At 67.0% G+C, this 19,710-nt stretch carries 14 protein-coding genes and 2 pseudogenes; 9 read left to right on the top strand and 7 right to left on the bottom strand.

What is annotated here, in order from left to right; genetic code table 11:
• Positions 1-53 precede the first annotated feature (53 nt).
• Positions 54-247: pseudogene (locus ACCQ00_RS02590) on the top strand (hypothetical protein).
• Between the two features lie 66 nt (positions 248-313).
• A pseudogene (yccS, locus tag ACCQ00_RS02585) lies at positions 314-2,517 on the top strand (YccS family putative transporter).
• Positions 2,518-2,760: 243 nt separating this feature from the next.
• Here yccS and ACCQ00_RS02580 read toward each other — a convergent pair.
• Positions 2,761-3,951 (bottom strand): MFS transporter, encoded by a 1,191-nt coding sequence (locus tag ACCQ00_RS02580; RefSeq protein ID WP_039583388.1) that lies wholly within the window; start codon positions 3,949-3,951, stop codon positions 2,761-2,763.
• A 97-nt stretch (positions 3,952-4,048) separates the two neighbouring features.
• Here ACCQ00_RS02580 and ACCQ00_RS02575 point away from each other — a divergent pair, with 97 nt between their 5' ends.
• The 4 genes from ACCQ00_RS02575 (at position 4,049) to ACCQ00_RS02560 (ending at position 8,111) form a co-directional block, all read left to right on the top strand.
• A complete protein-coding gene (locus tag ACCQ00_RS02575) occupies positions 4,049-4,909 on the top strand; it encodes a LysR family transcriptional regulator (protein WP_039567479.1) in 861 nt (286 codons plus the stop codon).
• Positions 4,910-4,977: 68 nt separating this feature from the next.
• The gene (locus tag ACCQ00_RS02570; RefSeq protein WP_039567477.1) at positions 4,978-6,900 is read left to right on the top strand and encodes an MFS transporter; all 1,923 of its coding nucleotides are present in this window, start codon (positions 4,978-4,980) and stop codon (positions 6,898-6,900) included.
• A gap of 456 nt (positions 6,901-7,356) precedes the next feature.
• The gene (locus tag ACCQ00_RS02565) at positions 7,357-7,701 is read left to right on the top strand and encodes a CD225/dispanin family protein (protein ID WP_005920117.1); all 345 of its coding nucleotides are present in this window, start codon (positions 7,357-7,359) and stop codon (positions 7,699-7,701) included.
• A complete protein-coding gene (locus tag ACCQ00_RS02560; protein WP_039567474.1) occupies positions 7,701-8,111 on the top strand; it encodes a DUF2752 domain-containing protein in 411 nt (136 codons plus the stop codon). Before ACCQ00_RS02565 ends, ACCQ00_RS02560 begins: the two co-directional genes overlap by 1 nt.
• A gap of 266 nt (positions 8,112-8,377) precedes the next feature.
• Here the strand turns inward: ACCQ00_RS02560 and ACCQ00_RS02555 are convergent, their stop codons facing one another.
• From ACCQ00_RS02555 to ACCQ00_RS02530, 6 genes are all read right to left on the bottom strand, one after another.
• Positions 8,378-9,268, bottom strand: coding sequence for a cobalamin biosynthesis protein (locus ACCQ00_RS02555; RefSeq protein ID WP_039567472.1), 891 nt, complete (start codon positions 9,266-9,268; stop codon positions 8,378-8,380).
• Between the two features lie 73 nt (positions 9,269-9,341).
• Positions 9,342-10,232: an NAD(+) diphosphatase gene (gene nudC / locus ACCQ00_RS02550; protein ID WP_039567469.1), complete on the bottom strand. Its 891-nt coding sequence runs from the start codon at positions 10,230-10,232 to the stop codon at positions 9,342-9,344.
• Between the two features lie 303 nt (positions 10,233-10,535).
• Positions 10,536-11,804: a lipase family protein gene (locus ACCQ00_RS02545; RefSeq protein WP_039567467.1), complete on the bottom strand. Its 1,269-nt coding sequence runs from the start codon at positions 11,802-11,804 to the stop codon at positions 10,536-10,538.
• A gap of 954 nt (positions 11,805-12,758) precedes the next feature.
• Positions 12,759-13,145, bottom strand: coding sequence for an iron-sulfur cluster insertion protein ErpA (erpA, locus tag ACCQ00_RS02540; protein WP_002808218.1), 387 nt, complete (start codon positions 13,143-13,145; stop codon positions 12,759-12,761).
• Positions 13,146-13,228: 83 nt separating this feature from the next.
• Entirely contained in the window at positions 13,229-13,678 is a 450-nt protein-coding gene (locus ACCQ00_RS02535) for a bactofilin family protein (RefSeq protein ID WP_017155954.1), read from the bottom strand.
• Between the two features lie 3 nt (positions 13,679-13,681).
• Positions 13,682-14,419, bottom strand: a complete 738-nt coding sequence (locus ACCQ00_RS02530) for a DUF6776 family protein (RefSeq protein ID WP_039567463.1) — start codon at positions 14,417-14,419, stop codon at positions 13,682-13,684.
• A gap of 129 nt (positions 14,420-14,548) precedes the next feature.
• Here ACCQ00_RS02530 and ACCQ00_RS02525 point away from each other — a divergent pair, with 129 nt between their 5' ends.
• The 3 genes from ACCQ00_RS02525 to ACCQ00_RS02515 are packed head-to-tail and all read left to right on the top strand — an operon-like array spanning position 14,549 to position 19,500.
• On the top strand, positions 14,549-15,175 hold the full coding sequence (locus ACCQ00_RS02525) for a DUF4126 domain-containing protein (RefSeq protein WP_039567461.1): 627 nt from the start codon (positions 14,549-14,551) through the stop codon (positions 15,173-15,175).
• A gap of 38 nt (positions 15,176-15,213) precedes the next feature.
• Entirely contained in the window at positions 15,214-17,190 is a 1,977-nt protein-coding gene (locus ACCQ00_RS02520; RefSeq protein WP_017158545.1) for an EAL domain-containing protein, read from the top strand.
• Positions 17,191-17,229: 39 nt separating this feature from the next.
• Positions 17,230-19,500 carry an ATP-binding protein gene (locus ACCQ00_RS02515; RefSeq protein WP_039567457.1) on the top strand — a complete coding sequence of 757 codons (2,271 nt, stop codon included), beginning with the start codon at positions 17,230-17,232 and terminating at the stop codon, positions 19,498-19,500.
• The last annotated feature ends 210 nt before the right edge of the window (positions 19,501-19,710 follow it).

The raw sequence follows: 19,710 nt of genomic DNA, 5'->3' as shown, positions 1-19,710 counted from the left end.
GCGGAGGGGGCAAGCTCGAACATCCCCTGGTATCGGCAGAACAGCGCAACAGCTTGCTGGTACTCACCGACAAGGCGCTGTTCAAGCGCGCAGCCAAAGGTTGCAAGGTCGCCAAGCGCGAACGACGCCCGTGCAGCTGGGCGGATGCGCAGTTCGCATGGCTGCGCGCGGCGCCTGCAGCGGGTTGCGGCGCAATCGTGCACTCCGCTCCAGTCCGCGCAGCTGCCGGCTACTGACAAAGAACTAGCCGCCGTCCACACCGGCAGCGCGTAGCTGCGGCAATAATGCCCGGGCTCCCCGCCTTGTAGAGACCGTGGCCACTCCCTCCTTCGAAACCCGCTTAAGCCGTTTGTGGGCTCATGAAAAGGCCAGCTATGGCCTGCGTGTGTTCATCGCGTTGGCGGTGGCGATGGGCGTGTGCTGGCACTGGCAACAGCTCACTGCGGTGCCGGCGCTGTTTCTGGGCGCCATTGCCAGCGCCATTGCCGAAACCGACGACAACTGGCTGGGCCGCATCAAATCGGTGCTGCTCTCGCTGCTGTGTTTCGCCGCCGCCGCAGCCGCCGTGGTGGTGCTGTTTCCGTACCCATTACCGTTCGTGCTGGGCATGGCGTTGGCCACGTTCTCGCTGACCCTGCTCGGTGCGCTGGGAGAGCGCTATGCCTCGATCGCGCAGGCCACGGTGGCCTTGTCGATCTACGCCATGATCGGCATGGCAGCCACGATCCGCTGATCGCCTGGCACGGCGCGGCGCTGCTGCTGATCGGTGCCACCTGGTACGGCGTGCTGTCGATCCTGTGGACCATCCTGTTCGCCAATCGCCCAGTGCGCGAGCGGCTGTCGCGGCTGTTTTTCGAGTTGGGCCGCTACCTCAAGCTCAAGGCCGATCTGTTCGAACCGGTGCGCCAGAGCGACCTGCATGCACGCCGGCTGGCGCTGGCCGAGCAGAACGCCAAGGTGGTTGGCGCGCTCAATGCGGCCAAGACCGCCATCATGAGCCGCTTCGGCCGCTCCGGGCGGCCGGGCGTGCAATCGGGCCTGTATTTCCGCCTGTATTACATGGCCCAGGACTTCCATGAGCGCGCCAGCTCCTCGCACTATCCCTACGAAGCGCTGACCGACGCGTTCTTCCACAGCGACGTGCTGTATCGCTGCCAGCGCCTGCTCGCCCTGCAAGGCAAGGCGTGCGCAGCGTTGGGCGAGGCGATTCGCCTGCGCCATCCGTTCGATTACGGCGACAGCAGCCGCCTGGCCACCGAAGACTTGCGCCAATCGCTGGACTATCTGCACGCGCGCGCCGACCCCGCACTGGCCCGCCTGCTCGGCGCGCTGGAACTGCTGGTGACCAACCTGCAGAGCATCGAACGCAGGTTGTCGGAAGCGGCGCAATCCGATTCCACCAGCGACAACCTCGACACCCGGCTGCGCGATTCCTCGCCGCATACCTTGCGCGAAATGGGTGCGCGGCTGGTGCAGCAACTCACGCCCGGCTCGGTGCTGTTCCGCCACGGCCTGCGCATGGCCATCGCGCTGTTGGTGGGCTACGCCATCATGCAATCCATCCATGCCGACAACGGCTACTGGATCCTGCTCACCACCGCATTCGTCTGCCGGCCCAACTACGGCGCCACGCGCTTGCGGCTGGTGCAGCGCATTGCCGGCACCTTGATCGGCCTGGTCGCCACCTGGGCGCTGATGCAGCTGTTCCCCGGCACCGAAGTGCAACTGTTGCTGGCGCTGGCCGGCGCGCTGGTGTTCTTCATCACCCGCACCGATCGCTACATGCTGGCCACCGCCGGCATCACGGTGATGGCGCTGTTCTGCTTCAACCTGCTGGGCGATGGCTTCGTGCTGATCTGGCCGCGCCTGATCGACACCCTGATCGGCTGCGCGATTGCCGCGGCCGCCTCGTTCCTGATCCTGCCGGACTGGCAGGGCCGCCGGCTGAACCAGGCGATGGCCACGGTGCTGGCCAGCTGCGCGCGATATCTGGCCCAGGTGCTGGAGCAGTACGCCAGCGGTAAGCGCGACGACCTGCCCTACCGCATTGCGCGCCGCGACATGCATAACGCCGATGCCGCATTGTCGGTGGCGTTATCCAACATGCTGCGCGAACCCGGCCGCTATCGGCGCAATCTGGATGCGGGCTTTCGCTTCCTGGCGCTGTCCAACACCTTGCTCGGCTATCTGTCGGCACTGGGTGCGCACCGCGCCGCGCTGGAGGGCGAACACGATGCCACCATCGCGCAGGCCGGCGAGTATCTGCAGCGCGCACTGAGCGAAATCGCCAGCGCCCTTGGCCAACGGGAACCGCTGCCGGCGCACGACGAAAGCGAAGAACTGGCCACCGCCGAGGCGCTGGAACATCATCCCGTGCAGTTACCGCCCAAGCAACGCCTGGTGCGCGACCAGCTGGCATTGACGCTGCGCCTGCTGCCCAAGTTGCGCGCTGCCGCGCTGGCAGTGACAACGGCACCGGCAGAGCGCGCGCCGCGTCTGGCGACTGCCAAGGCCTAAGGCGTGTCATGTCCCTTGAGACGAGTGCGAAGCGTACTGTGGCGCGTCGAGACAAACGTGCGCTGCGGCCCAGGCTTGCCATGCAACGCGGTATCGGCGCGCCACAGGACGTCTGGCCGTCAGCGGCACGGAGTGGACGCCGCGCCGACCATGCAGCCTCGATACGGTAAGCGATGTCGAACATGGTGATGCCGCGCAATCGCCGGCTTCGTGCGTTCGCTGCGTTGTCGCCAGCGGTTGCGCTCACTTCCATTGCTTGCGCGCCACGCTCAGCCCCACCCAACCCAATGCCGCTGCAGCCAGGACCGCGCCGCCGATCACCACCCCCATCCACCCGGCCTGCGCATACGCCGCCGTGCCCAACGTCGAGCCCACCGCACCCCCGATGAAATAGCAGGTGATGTAGGCCGAGGTGATGCGATTGCGCGCCGCCGGGTTGCGCTGGTAGATCACGCTCTGGTTGGCGATATGCACGCCCTGCACTGCGATATCCAGCAGCAGCACGCCGACGATCAGCAGTGCGATCGACTGCGGCGCAAACGCCAGCAAGCCCCACGACAGCAGCAACATCGCCAGCCCGCCCCAGCTCACGCGGTCACCATGGCCGTGATCGGACCAATGCCCGGAGCGATTGGCCGCCAGTGCACCGGCCGCACCGATCAAGCCGAACAAGCCAATCACTGCAGTGCCGTAGCCATAACTCGGCCCGGACAACAAAAACGCCAGCGTGGTCCAGAACATGCTGAAGCCGGCAAAGATCAGCCCGCCCAGCACCGCGCGCGAACGCAGCACCGCATCGTCGCGCAGCAGCGTCAGCACCGAGCCCACCAACTGCGGATACGCCAGTTGCGCATTGCCGGGATGGCGCGGCAGCCCGCGCCACAACAGCCCGGCGGTGAGCAACAACGCGACCGAGGCGATCCAGTACACCGTATGCCAGCCGCCAACGCCGGCCAGCACGCCGGCGGCGGTGCGCGCCAGCAGGATCCCCAGCAGCAACCCGCTCATCACCGTCCCGATCACCCGGCCACGCTCGTGAGGCGCCGCCAGCGTGGCGGCGAACGGCACCAGGATCTGCGCCGCCACCGAGCTGGCGCCGGTCACGATGGTACCCACCAACAACATCGCAAAGCTGTGCGAACTGGCGCTCACCAACAGCCCAAGCGCGCTCAGGACGAACAGGCCTACGATCAGGCCGCGTCGCTCCAGCCGGTCGCCCAGTGGCACCAGCAACAGCAGCCCCGCCGCGTAGGCCAGCTGCGCCGCCGTGACCACCGCACCGGCACTGCGCACCTGGATGCCGAACGCCTGCGCCAGCGTTTCCAGCAGCGGCTGGGCGTAGTAATTGCTCGCCACCGCCAACCCGGTGGCGGCCGCCATCAGCAGCACCAGGCGGCGGGGCAAGGGCGGGTGGGAGGTGGGCTCGGTCTGCATGGCGGCTGCCTGGTCAAGGAATGCGCACAGTGTGGGCAGCCGGCAGGCATCTTTCCAATGTATTGTTTTCACCATTGCCATCGTGTTTCGAGATTGCATGCTGACCTTGCGCCAATTGGAATTTGCCGTGGCCGTGGCCGACGAAGGCGGCTTCACCGCTGCTGCGCGCCGCTGCAACACCGTGCAATCGGCGCTCAGTCACCAGGTCGCCAAGATCGAAGAGACCTTCGGCGCACGCCTGTTCGAACGCGGCACCCGCCAGGTGCGGCCCACCGCCGCCGGCGAGGTGTTCCTGCACAACGCCCGCCAGACCCTGCGCGCCGCCGAGCGCCTGCACGAGGAAATGGCGCAGGCCCTGGGCACCGTGCGTGGGCGGCTGGCGTTGCTGCATCAGTTCCGCAGCGCGCATGCGCGGGTGGACGTGCATCTGCGCACCGCCATGAGCGAGGCCTTGCTGCACGATCTGGGCGAAGGCTTACTGGATGTCGCCCTGGTCGGTGTCGGCCCGCAGCTTGCGGTGCCGGCGCAGCGCCTGCTGCTGCATGAAGAGGCGCTGGCCTTGATCGTGGCGCCCGGCCACCGCTTTGCCGCGCGCAAGCGGGTGGCGCTGGCCGAGCTGGATGACGAACCGATGGCCGGGCTGGTTCCCGGTGCCGGCGTGCGCGGCATCATCGATGCTGCGTTTGCGCAGGGGGGCCTGCGGCAACGCCAGCAGTACGAAGTCACCCATGCCGATCTGGTGCGCGAACTGGTCGCTGCCAACCTGGGCGTGGGCATCGTCCCGCAGACCATGGCCGAGGCCATGCGCGGCGTGGTCACGGTGGCCTTGAAGGAGCGCTACCGCTTTCTGACCTACGCGGTGTGGCGGCCCGACCCCAGCCCGGCCGCACGCGCCTTCGTGGCCTTGCTGCGCGCCCAGCTCGCGCAACGCAGGCCACCAGCACGTAGAAGCCGCTGAGCGCAGCCGCCATCCACCAGCACGCCATGGAAGCCTGCTAGGCTGCGCGCGTTCGCAAAGGAAACTGCATGTCCGGTCACAGTCAGTTCGCCCTGCTCAGGCAGCGCCGCTTCTTGCCGTTCTTCGCTGTCCAGGCGCTGGGCGCGTTCAACGACAACGTCTATCGGCAGGCCATCATCGGCCTGCTGTTCTATCTCGGCATCGATGCCGCCCAGCGCACGCTGTATACGAACCTGGCGCCGGCCTTGTTCATCCTGCCGTACTTCCTGTTCTCCGCGCTGGCCGGGCAGATCGCCGAGAAGCTGGAAAAGCAGAAGCTCATCGTGATCACCACCACGATGGAGATCGCCATCATGTCGCTGGCGGCGGTGGGCTTCATCACCGAGAACATGGTGATCCTGCTGGTTGCGCTGTTCTGCACCGGCCTGCAGTCCACGCTGTTCGGGCCAGTGAAATATTCGATCCTGCCCTCGGTGCTGAAGCCGGAAGAACTCACCGGCGGCAACGGCCTGGTCGAAATGGGGACATCGATTTCGATCCTGTGCGGCATGATCTTCGGCGGGCTGATCTTCCAGATCGCCGGCAGTCATGGGCCGGAGGCTGCGGCCACTGCGGTGATTGCGATTGCGGTGACCGGCAACCTGGTGGCGCGGCTGGTACCGCGCGTGGATGCCGGCGCGCCCAAGTTGAAGATCAACTGGAATCCCATTCCCGAATCGCGCGCCATCATGCGCCTGACCCGACGCACGCTGGCGGTGCGCAACTCGGTACTGGGCGTGTCGTGGTTCTGGTTCATCGGCACCGTGCTGACCGCGCAGCTGCCCACCTATGCGCAGCTCAACCTGGGCGGCCAGCAGGACCTGTATGTGTTCGCGCTGGCGCTGTTTTCGATCGGCACCGGCGTCGGCTCGTTGCTGTGCGAACGGCTGTCCGGGCGTACCGTGGAGATCGGCCTGGTGCCGCTGGGCGCATTCGGCATCAGCGCCTTCCTGCTGGACTTGTACTTCGCCCGGCCTGGCGCGGCGCCGGTCGCCGGCCTGTCGATTGGCCAGTTCGTGCAGCAGCCCGGCAGCGTGCGGCTGATCATCGACCTGGTCGGCATCGGCCTGTTCACCGGCCTGTTCGTGGTGCCGTTGTTTGCGCTGATCCAGAGCCGCACACCCAAGGCCGAGCTGTCGCGCGTGATCGCCGGGCTCAATATCCAGAACTCGTTGTTCATCGTGGCCGCGGCGGTGATCGGCATCGCGCTGCAGCTGCCGCAGGTGGTGCTGTTCGGGGTGCGGATTCCGCTGCCGGGCCTGAGCATTCCGCAGGTGTTCCTGGCACTGGCGATTGCCAACACGCTGGTAGCGTTGTGGATCTTCACCCTGGTGCCCGAGTTCCTGATGCGCTTCCTCAGCTGGGTGCTGGTGAGCGTGTTGTACCGCCTGCGCGCGCGCGACATCGACGCGCACGTGCCCGACGAGGGCGCCGCCCTGCTGGTATGCAACCACGTCAGCTACATGGACGCGCTGATCCTCTCGGCGGTGATTCCGCGCCCGGTGCGCTTTGTCATGTACTACAAGATCTTCCGCATCCCGGTGATGCGCTGGATCTTCCGCACAGCCAAGGCCATTCCGATCGCCGGCGCGCGCGAAGACCCCGCATTGATGCAGCAGGCATTCGATCGCATCGATGCCGCACTGGCCGATGGCGAGCTGGTGTGCATCTTCCCCGAGGGCGCATTGACCAAGGATGGCGAAATTGCACCCTTCAAATCCGGCGTGGAAAAGATTCTGCAGCGCCGCAACGTGCCGGTCATTCCGATGGCGCTGCGCGGCATGTGGTCGAGCATGTGGAGCCGGCGCGACACGCGCCTGGGCCGCATGCGGGTGCCGCGGCGGATGCGCGCGCGGATCGAAGTGGTGGCAGGGGCAGCGGTTGCCGGCGATCAGGCCAGTGCCGCGCTGCTCGAACAACAGGTGCGCGCGCTGCGGCAGGATCAGCCCTGAGCCCAGCGGGTGCAGGCTTTGCGTCCATGGCGCGCCGCGAGTAGCCTGTGCGCCATTGCACGCTTTGCCGTCGCTGCCGCCAAGCGGACGCGGCCGGCCGTACCGGGGGACGTCGTTGTGCTCAACATCATCGCGCCTGAGGCGTCTGCCGTGACCGGCGGGTGTCGCGCATTCCAGCGGCTGGCTGTGCCGGCAGCGATGGGCAGTTCGTCCGCTGCTCAGTCGTGGTGGAGCGCCAGTTCGCTGGCGCGAGCAAAGATCCGGCGTCGCGTCGCGCGACTGGCCGCTGCCGCGACCGACACGCGGGCCCCGGCTCACGCGCGCGCCACCCCTTGCACGCAGGCCATCCGGCCATCGTCAGCGCACACCGGGCGCATCACCGCCGCGCATGGCGCCCGATAATTCACCCCACTCACCCATCAGTTCGCTGTTGTTTACCACCCAAGGAGCTTCACCATGAGTGCCATGCCACCGCCGATCCATCCCTCGTCCAGCGCAGCCCCCGGCCCGGTGCCGAATCACCTGATCTGGGCGATCGTTTCCACCGTGCTGGGCTTTTGCCTGTGCTGCCCGGCCCTGATCTCCGGCATCGTGGCGATCGTGTTTTCCAGCAAGGTCAACGGCCTGCTCAACCAGGGCGACATCGACGGCGCACGTCGCGCCTCCAACACCGCCAAGACCTGGTGCATCGTGACCAGCGTGCTGGCCGCGATCGGCCTGCTGATCAACATCGGCATGGTGGCCACCGGCGGCATGCAGGGCTACATGGACTACATGCAGCAGTTGCAGCACATGCAGTAATGGAACTGCGTCCACGCCACTGGCTTGGACTGGGGGCGGCCACCAGCGTGGCCGCCCTTGGCGTGTCGTTGCTGTATCGCTTCGATCCGAATGCGGGCAACAGCCCGTTCCCGCCCTGCGTGTTCCGTGGCGTGACCGGCTGCTATTGCCCCGGCTGCGGCATGACGCGCGCGCTGTATGCGCTGGTGCATTTCGATCTGCCCGGCGCCTTCGCGATGAACCCGGCAGCGGTGCTGGGCCTGTTCACCCTGCCCGGCCTGATCGCCTGGAAGGCCGGCTGGCGCGCGCGCTGGTTCGCCCCGGTGGTGGCCGTGATGTCCGAACCGAAATTCTGGCTATGGGCCTTGCCGGCGTACTGGATCGCAAGGAACCTGCCGTGGTACCCGTTTACGCTGCTGGCGCCGGGTTAGGCCGGAAAGGACAACACAGTGACGCTGGAAGAAGAAGCTGACCGCGCTACCGCGCTGCTCGCCGGAAAGATCGTTCACTGGTTGCAGTAACGACTAAGAGACCGCCTCTGATCAGATCGTTGCTCCAACAACTGCGCAGATTGAACGCGATATTCGAATCGCGTTGATGCAGGCCCGATAGGGAACAGCTGCGTGATCAGTTGGTGCTTCACAAGTCGCTGCGCGCAGTCTTCTGCAGTGCTCACAACTGGCAATGCGTGCACCGCTTATCGCACCCACCCGGCAATCACCAACAACGCCAGCACCACCAACCACAGCAGCAGCACGCGCCAGACCAGGCTCATCGCATCGCGCACTTCCGGCAGGCGGCGCCACACCGGCACCAGGCCCGAATCGGTGTAGTCGTGCGCTTCCTCGCGCAGCTCGGCGCTGACGCTGGCACGCGCCACTGCGCCCAGAAAATGCGGTTCCAGCGACCAGCGATTGCCGTGCGCCTCGCGCCAGGCGCGGAACACGGTGTCGAAGTTACCCACCAGCGCCATCGACATCGTCATCAACTGCGCCACCGGCCATTCCAGCACCGCCAGCAGCCAACGTGCGCCGGCCAGGTTGCGGGGCGGCAGCAACACGGCCAGCGGGCTTTCCACCGCCAGGGCAGTGAGCCGATACAACACCGCACCGAACGGCCCCAGCAGCAAAAACCACCACAGCACCGCGAACCAGCGCCGCAGGCCATTGACCACCACCGCTTCCACCAACGATGGCGCGTCTTCGTGCACGCTGCCGCCGGCGGCCTGCAGGTGCGAGATCGCTTCGCGCCGCGTGTGCGGCTCATCGGCGTCGATGACCGCTTCCACATCGCGATCCAGATCGCGCGGACCCCAGGTCCAGGCCAGCACCGCCACGCCGAACAGCAGGTCCAGAAAGCCGTGCCAGACATCGTCCAGCAGCCATTGCACCAGCAACACCAACAGCGCCGGTAGCACGGCCAGCAGCACGCCATAGCGCCCTTGCCACGCACCGCGCCCGGCCGCGTAACTGTCCAGCCGGCGCAGCCATTGGCCAAACCAGGCGAAATTGCGCAGCTTGGCCACCTGCGCCGGCACCAGATGACCCAGCGTGAGTGCGACGACGACGGCAACCAGGGTGGTGAACATGGGCAGGCCTCCTCAGCCGAGTCTAGCCGAGCGGACGCGAGCGCCGCTGCAACACCGCAACAGCCGGCCAGGCTCAGCCATGCGCACGATGCCACTGCTCGATCAATGCCCGCGCAATGGAGATCCGCGGCGGCAACCCGATGTCGCCCTCGCCGGCCAGCGCGGCGCTGACCTGCGCATGGCTCACCCAGCGCGCGTCTTCCAGCTCACCGGTGACCTGCGGCACCTCGGTGGCCGCGGCGCGCGCGGTGAAGCCCAGCATCAGCGCGCCCGGGAACGGCCACGGCTGCGCGCCCAGGTAGCGGCAGTCCTGCACATGCACGCGGGTTTCCTCGAATACTTCGCGCACCACGGTCTGCTCCAGTGACTCGCCCGGTTCGACGAACCCGGCAATCACCGAATAACGTCCTGGCGCCCAACTGGCCTGACGCCCGAGCAGCAAGCGAGCGCCATCGCTGACCGCCACGATGATGGCCGGGTCCACGCGTGGGTAATGCTCGGTCTGGCATTGCGTGCAGTGCGCAATGAAGCCGGCGCGCCGGAATGCGATCGCACCGCCGCAGACGCCGCAAAAGCGCGTACGCGACTGCCAGTGCAACATCGCGCGCGCATAGGCGAAAGCGGTGGCGATCTCGGCAGGCCAGTCGGCAGCGGCCTGGCGCAGATCGATGCGCTGCGGCGCCTGCACCGGGACACTGTCGGCCGGCACACCAAACCAGCCCGTCGCATCGCGCAGACCCAGGAAGATCGCAGCCTCCGGCCCGTCGCCCAGTTCGGCGCCATCCAGCAGCAGCGGCTGGCCATCGGCGTCGGCCAGCGCCGCGCCCTTGGCGTCAATCAACAGCACACGGCCCTGTGGCCACAGACGCGCCAGGGCGTCGGGATCGTCACGCAACACATCGCCGCGATCGAGCGGCGCGTGGGTGAAGGCAAAACCGGAAGATGAAAAAAGAGACTCTGACATCGGCGCAAGCCTGACGATAATCGGCAGCGCCTGCAACCATCGTACGCACTCTACCGAGCGCGCCTGCGGTGCGTGTTCAGACGCGGACGCCGCCCGCGCTGGCCACCGGTATGGATGTGGTTCACGGCAGCTCGCGCGGCCCATCACCGGACCGCGCGCAGGTGCGGCCATGTCAGCACACGCACGTTCGCCAATGGTCACGGCAGTGCATTGCACCGGTGGCCGTGAAGAACCATGCAGGTGCGGGCCTGGGATACGCCCGCACCTGCAAACCCCTTGCAGGGTCAAGCAACGACCGAGGCGTCAGCGCTGCTTGTCCAACAGCTGATGCCGCACCGCCACGATGCACGGCTCGTTCGTCAACAGATGGACGAAGGCCGAGTTGTCGCTGGAGTTGCCGGTGCCGATATCCACCAATGCCACCTGGTTGCTGCCACGCCGCTTGAAGCTGGCGATGGCGGTCTGCGCATTCTTGAGCGGAATGGTTGCGTCGTTGGACGAACCGCACAGCAGTGTCGGTGTTTGCGGCGCCCACGCCAGCAGATCGTTGCGCGCCAGATCCTGGCGGAACGGGTTGGCGGGGTTGCTGGCAACGTCGCGGTAGAAGCCAGGCTGGAAATACGCCTTGAGTTGATCGATGCCTGGCAAGGTGTCGCCGAGGAACAGATCGGTCAGGCTTTGCTTGCCCGGGAACAGGGGCTCCACCCTGGCAGCCCACGGATCCTGAAACACCTGTCCAGGCTCCAGATAGATGTTCTTGTACGTGTGCTGCATCGCGACGATGGCATAGCTGCCAAGAATGATGCCGAAGCTGCTTTCGCCCACCGCGTTGCTGCCGCTCCAGCTGTCCAGAAAGGTCTGCTGCAGCGCATAAGGTCCGGAGATCGGCGCGCTGGCCACCAGATGGAATTCCTTGGACAGATGCGCCTCTATCTCACGCTGGGTGGCCATCGCCGTGTGGCCGCCCTGCGAATACCCCGACAGCATCACCTTGCCGGACAGCGGTGTGTTCAAGCGCTGCAACACGCTGCGCGCCGCGCGCATCGCATCGATGGTCGCACTTGCCTCGGTGGCACTGTGCAAATACGGGTGATAACCGTAGCTGGACTTGCCAAGCCCCAGGTAATCGCTGCTGACCACGACATACCCCTGGCTGGCCAGGCGCGTGACCAGTGGATCGTTGCCCTTGGCATCGCGGATGTCCTTGGCCTGCTCCTCGGTGCGAACCGTTCCGGTCGGACGTCCCCAACCGAGCAACGGATACGGCCCGGCGCACCGCTCGCCATCCGGAATCAGCAGCACGCCAGATGCGGTTGCAGGTTCACCTTCGACACCGACGGTTGCATAGGTGAATTCGGCGACACGGACATTGCATTTGGGCTGTTCGGCCTGCGACTCGGAGGCCAGCATCGCGCCGATCGCATCACGGCTGTAGCTGGTCAGGAAATTGCTGGTCAGCAAGGTGCCGCGCGCGGGCGCGGGCGCGGCCTGCGCGCCAGGCGTAAGCACTGCGCTGGCAATGCCCAACAGGGCCGCCAAGCCAAACGCAGATCGGGAGTTGGTCTGCAACATGAAGTGATGCTCTCTGGGGGAAAGGACGGAACAGACGCGCAGCAATCACTCGACACTCGATCGGTGCCGGTGCCCGATCGAGGTGCGGAAGGAGCGGGAGAGGTCACTGCGCAACGGCTTGGAATCGACGCAGGGCATGGCATGCGCATCAGCACGGTGTCGCACACGCCTGCGGTGGATCAGCGTGGACAAGCGGCAATGCCTGGAGAAAACGCGCATATCGTGGCGCCAGCGGTAAGCACGCACGCAGTATGGTCATCTAGATCTATGCACCATCACGCACGCACGAAGCCGACGCGCGCGCTGCGAAATCTGCAGCGCTGAAAATGTCGTAGCGCGTTATGCGCGCGTGCAGGCGCAACCCAAGCAATCATGTGCGTGCCTCGCGATCGATAGCCAGCAACTCGCTGCAGCGCTGTCGTCGTACTGAAGCACCCTGTGGCGCCGCGCGTGGCGCAGGCGCCGTGAAGGACGCACGTGGCTCGCAACTACGCGGCCGGTTCGCCGTTCTACGCGTCTCTATAAGGCGCACAGCGCTGCCATCGTCCTGAAGGATTGCCGCAGTCATTGCTCAACGTGAAGGCGCTCACACGCATGCCAGACCAGCGGCCGCCATTCGCGCGCTACGCAGCTCGCATTGGCCGCATTCTGGTGATGGCGGCCGGCAGTCGCCCGACGCGCTGCAGCCGCGCGGCAAGCGATGCACCGCCCTCACCACAGCCCGCACCGCGGGACAAACAAGCCAACCCGGCCAGTCCCGCCATCTGCGCCGCGCCCACCGCATCGCCAACGGGTCAACATCTAGCGCAAACAGCGCGCAACGCTGCCGCGATCGATCGCACGTTCGGCAATCAGCCTGTCACTAATACAGATGCACCACAGGAACACGCGCTAGGCGCCAGCAAGGCGCATTTACCCAGATGCGTCGAACAATCCGCATCTATCCCAACGCAATCAGACGCTGAAGCTGCTCCCGCAGCCGCAGGTGGTCTTCGCATTGGGATTGCGGATCACGAACTGCGCGCCGGTGAGGCTCTCGGTGTAATCCACCTCGGCACCCATCAGGTATTGCAGGCTCAGCGGATCCACCAGCAGCGTCACGCCATCGGTGGCCACGGCCAGGTCGTCCTCGGCGCGGTTCTCGTCGAACTCGAAGCCGTACTGGAAACCGGAACACCCTCCGCCCTGGATGTACACGCGCAATGCCAGGTCGGCGTTGCCTTCTTCCTGGATCAGCTCCCGCACCTTGGCGGCAGCGGCCACGGAAAAGTTCAGTGGCCGGTCGATGGACTGGTAGTCCGGCGCCGGGGCGGCAGTGGGAAGCGAAACGAGCGTACTCATGGCGCCAGCATGGGGGCCAGACGGCCCCACTTCAAGCCAGGCCGCCGCATCGGCTGCCGCGGCATTCACCGCGCATGCGTCACTCAGGCGTCGGCGGTTTCGGCCTGCAATGCCGTGACCGGCTCGGCACGGCTGGCTTCCGGCGCCGGCAGCGCCGCGGTTGCGCCGGCCGTGGCGGCATGGATCAGTCGCCCGGTGAGCTGTGCGCCGGCGCTCATTTCCACCACCTGGTAATGCACATTGCCCTGCACGCGCGCATTGGCGGCCAGTTCGACCCGTTCGGCCGCATGCACATCGCCGATCAGCTGGCCGTTGATGATCACCACCGGCGCACGCACTTCGCCCTCGATGCTGCCCTGCTCGGCCACCGTCAGGGTCGCGCTGGCGCCGTCTTCGGCAATCACCTTGCCCAGGATGCGGCCTTCCACATACAGCCCGCCGCTGAACATCAGGTCGCCGCGGATGACCACCTGCGGCCCGATCAAGGTATCGACCACGGTCTGCGCACCACGGTTGGACTTGTTTCCGAACATGAGCTACTCCCCCGCGCCGTTGCCGGCGACTTTCCAATCGAATGTCTGACTGACCGGCGCCCCATCGCCGCTCAGGGAGATTTTGACACGTTGCGGGGTGAAATCCTTCGGCAGGATCACGCTACCGTCCAGCTGCTGGAAATAGCGGAACGAGTACGGCTGCCCGGCGGCATCGGGCTTCTGGTGCAACTCGTTCCAGCTCACCGTCACCAGCTTGCCGGCGCGCACGCCTTCCACCGCAAAGCGCAGCTGGCCCTGGCTGATTGCGCCACGGTTGAGGTTCTGGGTCAGCACCACGCTGTAATTCCAGGTGCCGCCGGCCTCGGCGGTGAATTGCACCGAGTGCGCGTTGAGCCCCTTGCGCTGCGCGGTGGAGCCCACCAGCCGCTCGTAGAACGCCACGTCGGCGCGCAGCGCGGCGATATGCTCGTCGCGCTCGGCCAGAGAGGCCTGCACTTCGGTATTGGCCGCGCGGCTGATCTTGTCCGACATCGCCAGATTGACCTGGCGCTGCTGCAACTGCTCGATCTGCCGACGTTGCTGGGCCTGGCTGCGTCGCGCCTGCTGCAGCGCTGCCTCGGCCTCCACCAACCGCGGGGCGGCCGTGCGGGTGGCCATCCACCACACCCCACCCAGCGACGCCAGCCACACGATGGCGACCAGCAGCCACCACCAGCGGCCACTGGAACGGCCACCGCCGGAGGCACGTTGGACGATCTGTACGCGTGCGGCTGGTCTCATGGGCATCGGGTCCGGACGGGCCGGCGCAATCATGGGCGGCGTAGTGTGCCAGAGCCCCGACAATCGTCGCGCTGGCGCTGGACCGGCGGTTATCCCAAAGTTCTGCAATTGTTTGCAGGGAACCGCGCCATGAGCCAAGCGCATCTGTTCGTGATCGGCATCCTGCTGGCCTGGCTGGCCGGCATCCGGGTCTATCTCACCGTGTTCGGCGTCGGCCTGGCCGGCCTGCTGGGCTGGATCGACTTGCCGCCGGCGCTGCATCCGGCGCAGTCGTGGTGGGTGCTGGGTACTTCCGGCGCGCTGGCAGTGGCCGAATTCTTCGCCGACAAGATTCCGGGCGTGGACTCGGGCTGGGACCTGCTGCAGACGCTGGCGCGCGTGCCCGCCGGTGCCTTCCTGGCCGCGGCAACGCTCTCGCCCGACGGCGACCTGGGCGCAGGCGCGTTGGCCGCCGGTGCAGGCGTGGCGCTCACCAGCCACACGCTCAAGGCCGGCACCCGCGCACTGCTCAACACTTCGCCCGAACCGGCCAGCAACTGGGTCGCCTCCCTGGCCGAAGACGCCATCGCCACCACGGCCTTGGCACTGGCACTGGCGCACCCCTGGCTGGCACTGGGTCTTGCGGTGGGCTCCAGCCTGCTGGCGGGGCTGGTGGTGTGGTGGGTCTGGCGATTGCTGTGGCGCGGCATGCGTCGGCTGGTTGCGCCGATGCGCCCCGCCGCCACGCCAACTGCACGCAGCTCCCCGCTACCGTGAAGTTCATCGCATAATCACAGCGACTGTAGGGAGTATCGATGGCCGCCCGAGATCCGGTTTCTTCCACCACGCGTGACGACACCGCCACGCGTAATCGTCCACTTCGCGCCGAGACCCCGCCGGCCGACCACTGGCGTCGCTGGGCCGATGAGGTTGCGTCGCCGGCCGACACCGCCGTGCCGGTGAGCGCGGCGATCATTCCTGCGCCTGCCACTGCAGCGGCGGCCCACCCGGCCGCGGCCGTGGCGGCGCCGCGCGCGGTGGCGGCCAGCGGCAGCGCACGGGTTGCCGCAGCACCGGCGCCCACGGCGTTACCCACATCGGCAGCGCACACCGCGGCGCACGACGGCGAGGACACTGTGGCCGCCGATGCGCCCTACCGCGTCCTCATCGTCGAGGACGACCGCTCGCAGGCCTTGTTTGCGCAGAGCGTGCTGCACGGCGCCGGCATGCATGCGCAGGTCGAAATGACCGCCGCCAGCGTGCCGCAGGCGATCCAGGACTATCACCCGGATCTGATCCTGATGGATCTGCACATGCCCGAGCTGGACGGCATCCGCCTGACCACGCTGATCCGCCAGCAGCCCGGTCAACAGTTGCTGCCGATCGTGTTCCTGACCGGCGACCCGGACCCGGAGCGCCAGTTCGAAGTGCTCGACAGCGGCGCCGACGACTTCCTCACCAAGCCGATCCGCCCGCGCCATCTGATCGCTGCGGTGTCCAACCGCATCCGTCGCGCACGCCAACAGGCGCTGCAGCAAGCCGGCGAACAGGTCAGCGTGCGCAGCAATCCGGAAACCGGCCTGCCCACCCGCGGCCACGTGATGGACCTGCTCGCCGACGCGCTGGAGCGCAAGCAGTCCGGCGGCCTGTTCTTCATCGAGATTGCCAGTGCGCTCGGTCTGCGCGAGCGCTACGGCTATGCCGCCTACGAGCGCCTGATGACCCAGGCCGGGCACCGCCTGGCCAGCGCCGCCCAGCCCTATCCGCTGGCGCGCCTGAACGACAACAGCTTCCTGCTGCTGGCCGTCGAGATGCCCGAAGCCAGCCTGGAACAGCAGGCACTGGAGATCCGCCAGCGGCTGTCGGCCAACGCCTTCCCGGTGCGCGAAGAAGAATCTGTGCATGTGCGCTGCGCTATCGGCGTGGCACCGCTGGGCCTGGGCTTCGACGACACCGGCAGCGCGCTGGAAGCGGTCGAACGCACCGCGCTGCAGGCACGCCTGCGCAGCGACGGCGTGCAGACCTACCTGGCGCCCAGCCAGGCCGAACAGCAGGAACAACTGCGGCTGGTCGAAGGACAGCTGGAACTGGCCTATCAACCGATCGTGGCCGTGGCCGGCGGCGACACCGCGCAGTACCAGGTGCTGCTGCGGCTGCGCCAGGCCGATGGCACCCTGCTCTCGGCAGGCCAGGTCATTCCTGCCGCAGAAGCCGCCGGGCGCATCGCCGATCTGGACCAGCAGGTCATGGACCATGCGCTGGGCCTGCTGCACCTGTACCAGCACGCCAGCCCGCCGCTGCGCCTGTTCGTGTCGCAATCGCCGCGCACGTTGGCGCGCGACGCGTTCGCCGACTGGTTGCTCAAGGCGCTGGTCGAACGTGGCGTGGCCGGCCAGTCGCTGATCGTGGATCTGCGCCTGGACGATGCCTTGATCCACGCCGTCACCGTAGAGCAGTTCTGCGCCAAGTTGATGCCGGCCGGCGTGCAGTTCTGCCTCAGCCAGTTCGAGCCCGGCGACGAAGCCAATGCACTGCTGGCCCAGTTGCCGCTGAGCTTCGTGCGCATGGCCAACCGTTTCGCCGATGCGCACGGCAATGCGGCGGTACGCGACGAACTGCGCGGCGTCATCGACATCGCCCACCAGCGCGGCCTGCAGATCATCGGCCAACGCATCGAAGATCCGCAGGCAGCGGCTGCGATGTGGATGAGCGGCGTGGACTTCATCCAGGGCAACCTGGTGCAGACCGTCGGCAAGGAACTGGACTTCGACTTCACGAGCGCGGTGCTCTGAGTGAGAGAGCGGGCAGCAGGTCTCCGCGCCTGGAGCATCTTGGCAGTGCTGGCCGCGCTGGCGGCCGCCCTAGGCGCAGGTCTGCAGTGGTCGTCGCTGCAAGGCCCCTGGCGCGCGGTCAGCGCGGTCTCGGCAGTGCTGGCGGTGGTCTGCGGGCTGTGCGCCGCGCTTGCCGCCCACCGGGCCGCCCAGGCGCAGCGTGCGTTGGCACAGCGCCTGGAAGAGGCCAACCTGGCCCGCGAACGCCTGCAGCAGGAACTGCGGCGTCACGGCGAACTCGAACAGGAACTGTTGCGCGCCAAACAGGCCGCCGAGGCCGCCACCCTGGCCAAGGGCGAATTCCTGGCCACCATGAGCCACGAGATCCGCACCCCGCTCAACGGCATCATTCCGATGCTGGAGCTGATCTCCAGCGGCCAGCTCAGCCTTGATCAGCGCGACATGCTGCAGACCGCCACCGGCAGCTCGCTGCAGCTGCTGCGCATCGTCGACGACATCCTCGATTACTCCAAGCTCGAGGCCAACAAGCTCGAACTGGAAATCACTACCTTCAACCTGCGCGAGCTGCTCGACGGCGTCATCCAGTTGCTCCAGCGCACCGCCGAAGGCCGCCAGCTGCGCCTGAGCCTGGATATCGAACCGTCGGTGCGGCTGCTGGTGCGCGGCGACCCGATCCGCCTGCGCCAGGTGCTGGGCAATCTGATCGGCAACGCCATCAAGTTCACCGAACGCGGCAGCGTCGATATCCAGCTGCGCCGCCTGGGCGAAACGCGCGCCCAGCATCTGCTGCGCTTCCAGGTGCGCGACACCGGGATCGGTATCGCCCCGGACCAGCAGGCACGCCTGTTCCGCTCCTTTGCACAAGCCGATGCCTCCACCACGCGGCTGTACGGCGGCACCGGCTTGGGCCTGGCGATCTGCAAACGCATCATCGACCTGATGGGCGGTCGCATCGGGGTGGAATCCGAACCCGGGCGCGGCTCCACCTTCTGGTTCGAAATCCCGCTGCTCAAGGTCATCGGCGACCTCCAGCAAGCCACCGGTGCCGACGCCGCACGCGTGATGGTGATCAGCTCCGACGCGCGCCTGTCGCAACGCCTCAAGCGCCTGCTCGACAGCTGGGGGGTGTCGCACGTGCTCATGGAAACCACCCAGGAAGCGCTGGAACGCGTGCGCCGGCACAGCGACAGCGAAGGCTTCCGCTGCGTCATCGCCGACCACGACACGCTGCGCTACAGCGCGCGCGCGGTGCACCGCGCGCTCGCCCGCCCGGAAAACGCCAACAGCGCGCGGCTGATCTGGTTGTACGGCGAAGAACCGGTACCGGCCGAACTGCAGGATCATGCCACCCTGGTGCCGCGCCAGAGCCCGGACGAAACCCTGCGCGCCCTGGTGCTGCCGCCCGAGCCCAAGCCGGCCCACGTCACCACGCTGGCGGCGGCGATGATCCCCGAGCCGTTGCCGCCACCGATGGCCAATGCGCGCGAGGTGCGCATCCTGCTGGTCGAAGACAACCCGGTGAACCTGCTGGTCGCGCAGAAGCTGCTGGCCGTACTTGGCTTCGAGGCCGACACCGCCACCGACGGCGAAGCTGCACTGGCCAGCATGGAATCCACCCGCTACGACATGGTCTTCATGGATTGCCAGATGCCGGTGCTGGATGGCTACGCCGCCACTCGGCGCTGGCGGGCCATGGAAACCGAAAGCGGCGGCCGCCCGATCCCGATCGTGGCCATGACCGCCAACGCCATGGCCGGCGACCGCGAACGCTGCCTGGCTACCGGCATGGACGACTATCTTTCCAAGCCGGTCGCACGCGAACAGCTCGACGCCTGTCTGCAGCGCTGGCTGCCGCGCCAGGCGCTGCTGCCCGGCCCAAGCAGCGCCGGCCAGGCAACCCACGATCCCGAAAGCGCCAGCGCCGCTGCGCAGGCACGCGCACTGCCGATCCTGGACAACAGCGTGATCGACGAGCTGTACGAAGTGGCCGGCGCGGACACCATCACCATCCTGCAACTGTTCCTGGAAGACGCACCGCTGATCATCGAACAACTGGAATCGGCCGCCGCCAACCGCGACAGCATGCAGCTGCGCGACCTCGCCCACACCCTCAAGTCCTCCAGCGCCAACGTCGGTGCGCAGGCGGTGTCCAACGCGGCCCGGCGCATCGAACTGGCCGCCCGCACCGGCACCATCGAACGCCCCTCGGTGATGGTCGCCCTGGTCATCGCCGAATACGCCCGCGCCCGCCTGGCGCTGCTAGGCCAGGTTGCCCGCCTGCAAGCCACCGCCAGCACCGCAAATCCGTAATCGCAATCAGCGCTGTCGGAGCATCAGAAGAAGCCCGGCGCCGTCACCTGCTTCGAACTGCTTAGGGATGCCATCCGGAACGCGCAGACGCTCGGGTAGAGCCGCCCTGACCACGACCGCCATGCGGCCACGGTTGCCCTGACAGCTCGGTGAGCGGATCCGTGATATCGCTACATCTGGCGGCGCGTCGTCGTCCTGCCAGGCTGCTGG

It is taken from the genome of Xanthomonas sp. NCPPB 3761 (genome assembly GCF_041475705.2).
Lineage (GTDB): Bacteria > Pseudomonadota > Gammaproteobacteria > Xanthomonadales > Xanthomonadaceae > Xanthomonas > Xanthomonas phaseoli.
The sequence above is the reverse complement of the archived record's forward strand: the minus strand, read 5'-3'. Positions and strand labels throughout refer to the sequence as shown.

Coding starts and splice junctions, on each gene's coding strand:
- ACCQ00_RS02570 (WP_039567477.1), top strand. CDS start 4,978: ATGTCCGGTCACAGTCAGTTCGCCCTGCTCAGGCAGCGCCGCTTCTTG.
- ACCQ00_RS02555 (WP_039567472.1), bottom strand. CDS start 9,268: ATGTTCACCACCCTGGTTGCCGTCGTCGTCGCACTCACGCTGGGTCAT.
- ACCQ00_RS02520 (WP_017158545.1), top strand. CDS start 15,214: ATGGCCGCCCGAGATCCGGTTTCTTCCACCACGCGTGACGACACCGCC.
- ACCQ00_RS02535 (WP_017155954.1), bottom strand. CDS start 13,678: ATGTTCGGAAACAAGTCCAACCGTGGTGCGCAGACCGTGGTCGATACC.
- ACCQ00_RS02580 (WP_039583388.1), bottom strand. CDS start 3,951: ATGCAGACCGAGCCCACCTCCCACCCGCCCTTGCCCCGCCGCCTGGTG.
- ACCQ00_RS02530 (WP_039567463.1), bottom strand. CDS start 14,419: ATGAGACCAGCCGCACGCGTACAGATCGTCCAACGTGCCTCCGGCGGT.
- ACCQ00_RS02545 (WP_039567467.1), bottom strand. CDS start 11,804: ATGTTGCAGACCAACTCCCGATCTGCGTTTGGCTTGGCGGCCCTGTTG.
- erpA (WP_002808218.1), bottom strand. CDS start 13,145: ATGAGTACGCTCGTTTCGCTTCCCACTGCCGCCCCGGCGCCGGACTAC.
- ACCQ00_RS02525 (WP_039567461.1), top strand. CDS start 14,549: ATGAGCCAAGCGCATCTGTTCGTGATCGGCATCCTGCTGGCCTGGCTG.
- nudC (WP_039567469.1), bottom strand. CDS start 10,232: ATGTCAGAGTCTCTTTTTTCATCTTCCGGTTTTGCCTTCACCCACGCG.
- ACCQ00_RS02560 (WP_039567474.1), top strand. CDS start 7,701: ATGGAACTGCGTCCACGCCACTGGCTTGGACTGGGGGCGGCCACCAGC.
- ACCQ00_RS02575 (WP_039567479.1), top strand. CDS start 4,049: ATGCTGACCTTGCGCCAATTGGAATTTGCCGTGGCCGTGGCCGACGAA.
- ACCQ00_RS02565 (WP_005920117.1), top strand. CDS start 7,357: ATGAGTGCCATGCCACCGCCGATCCATCCCTCGTCCAGCGCAGCCCCC.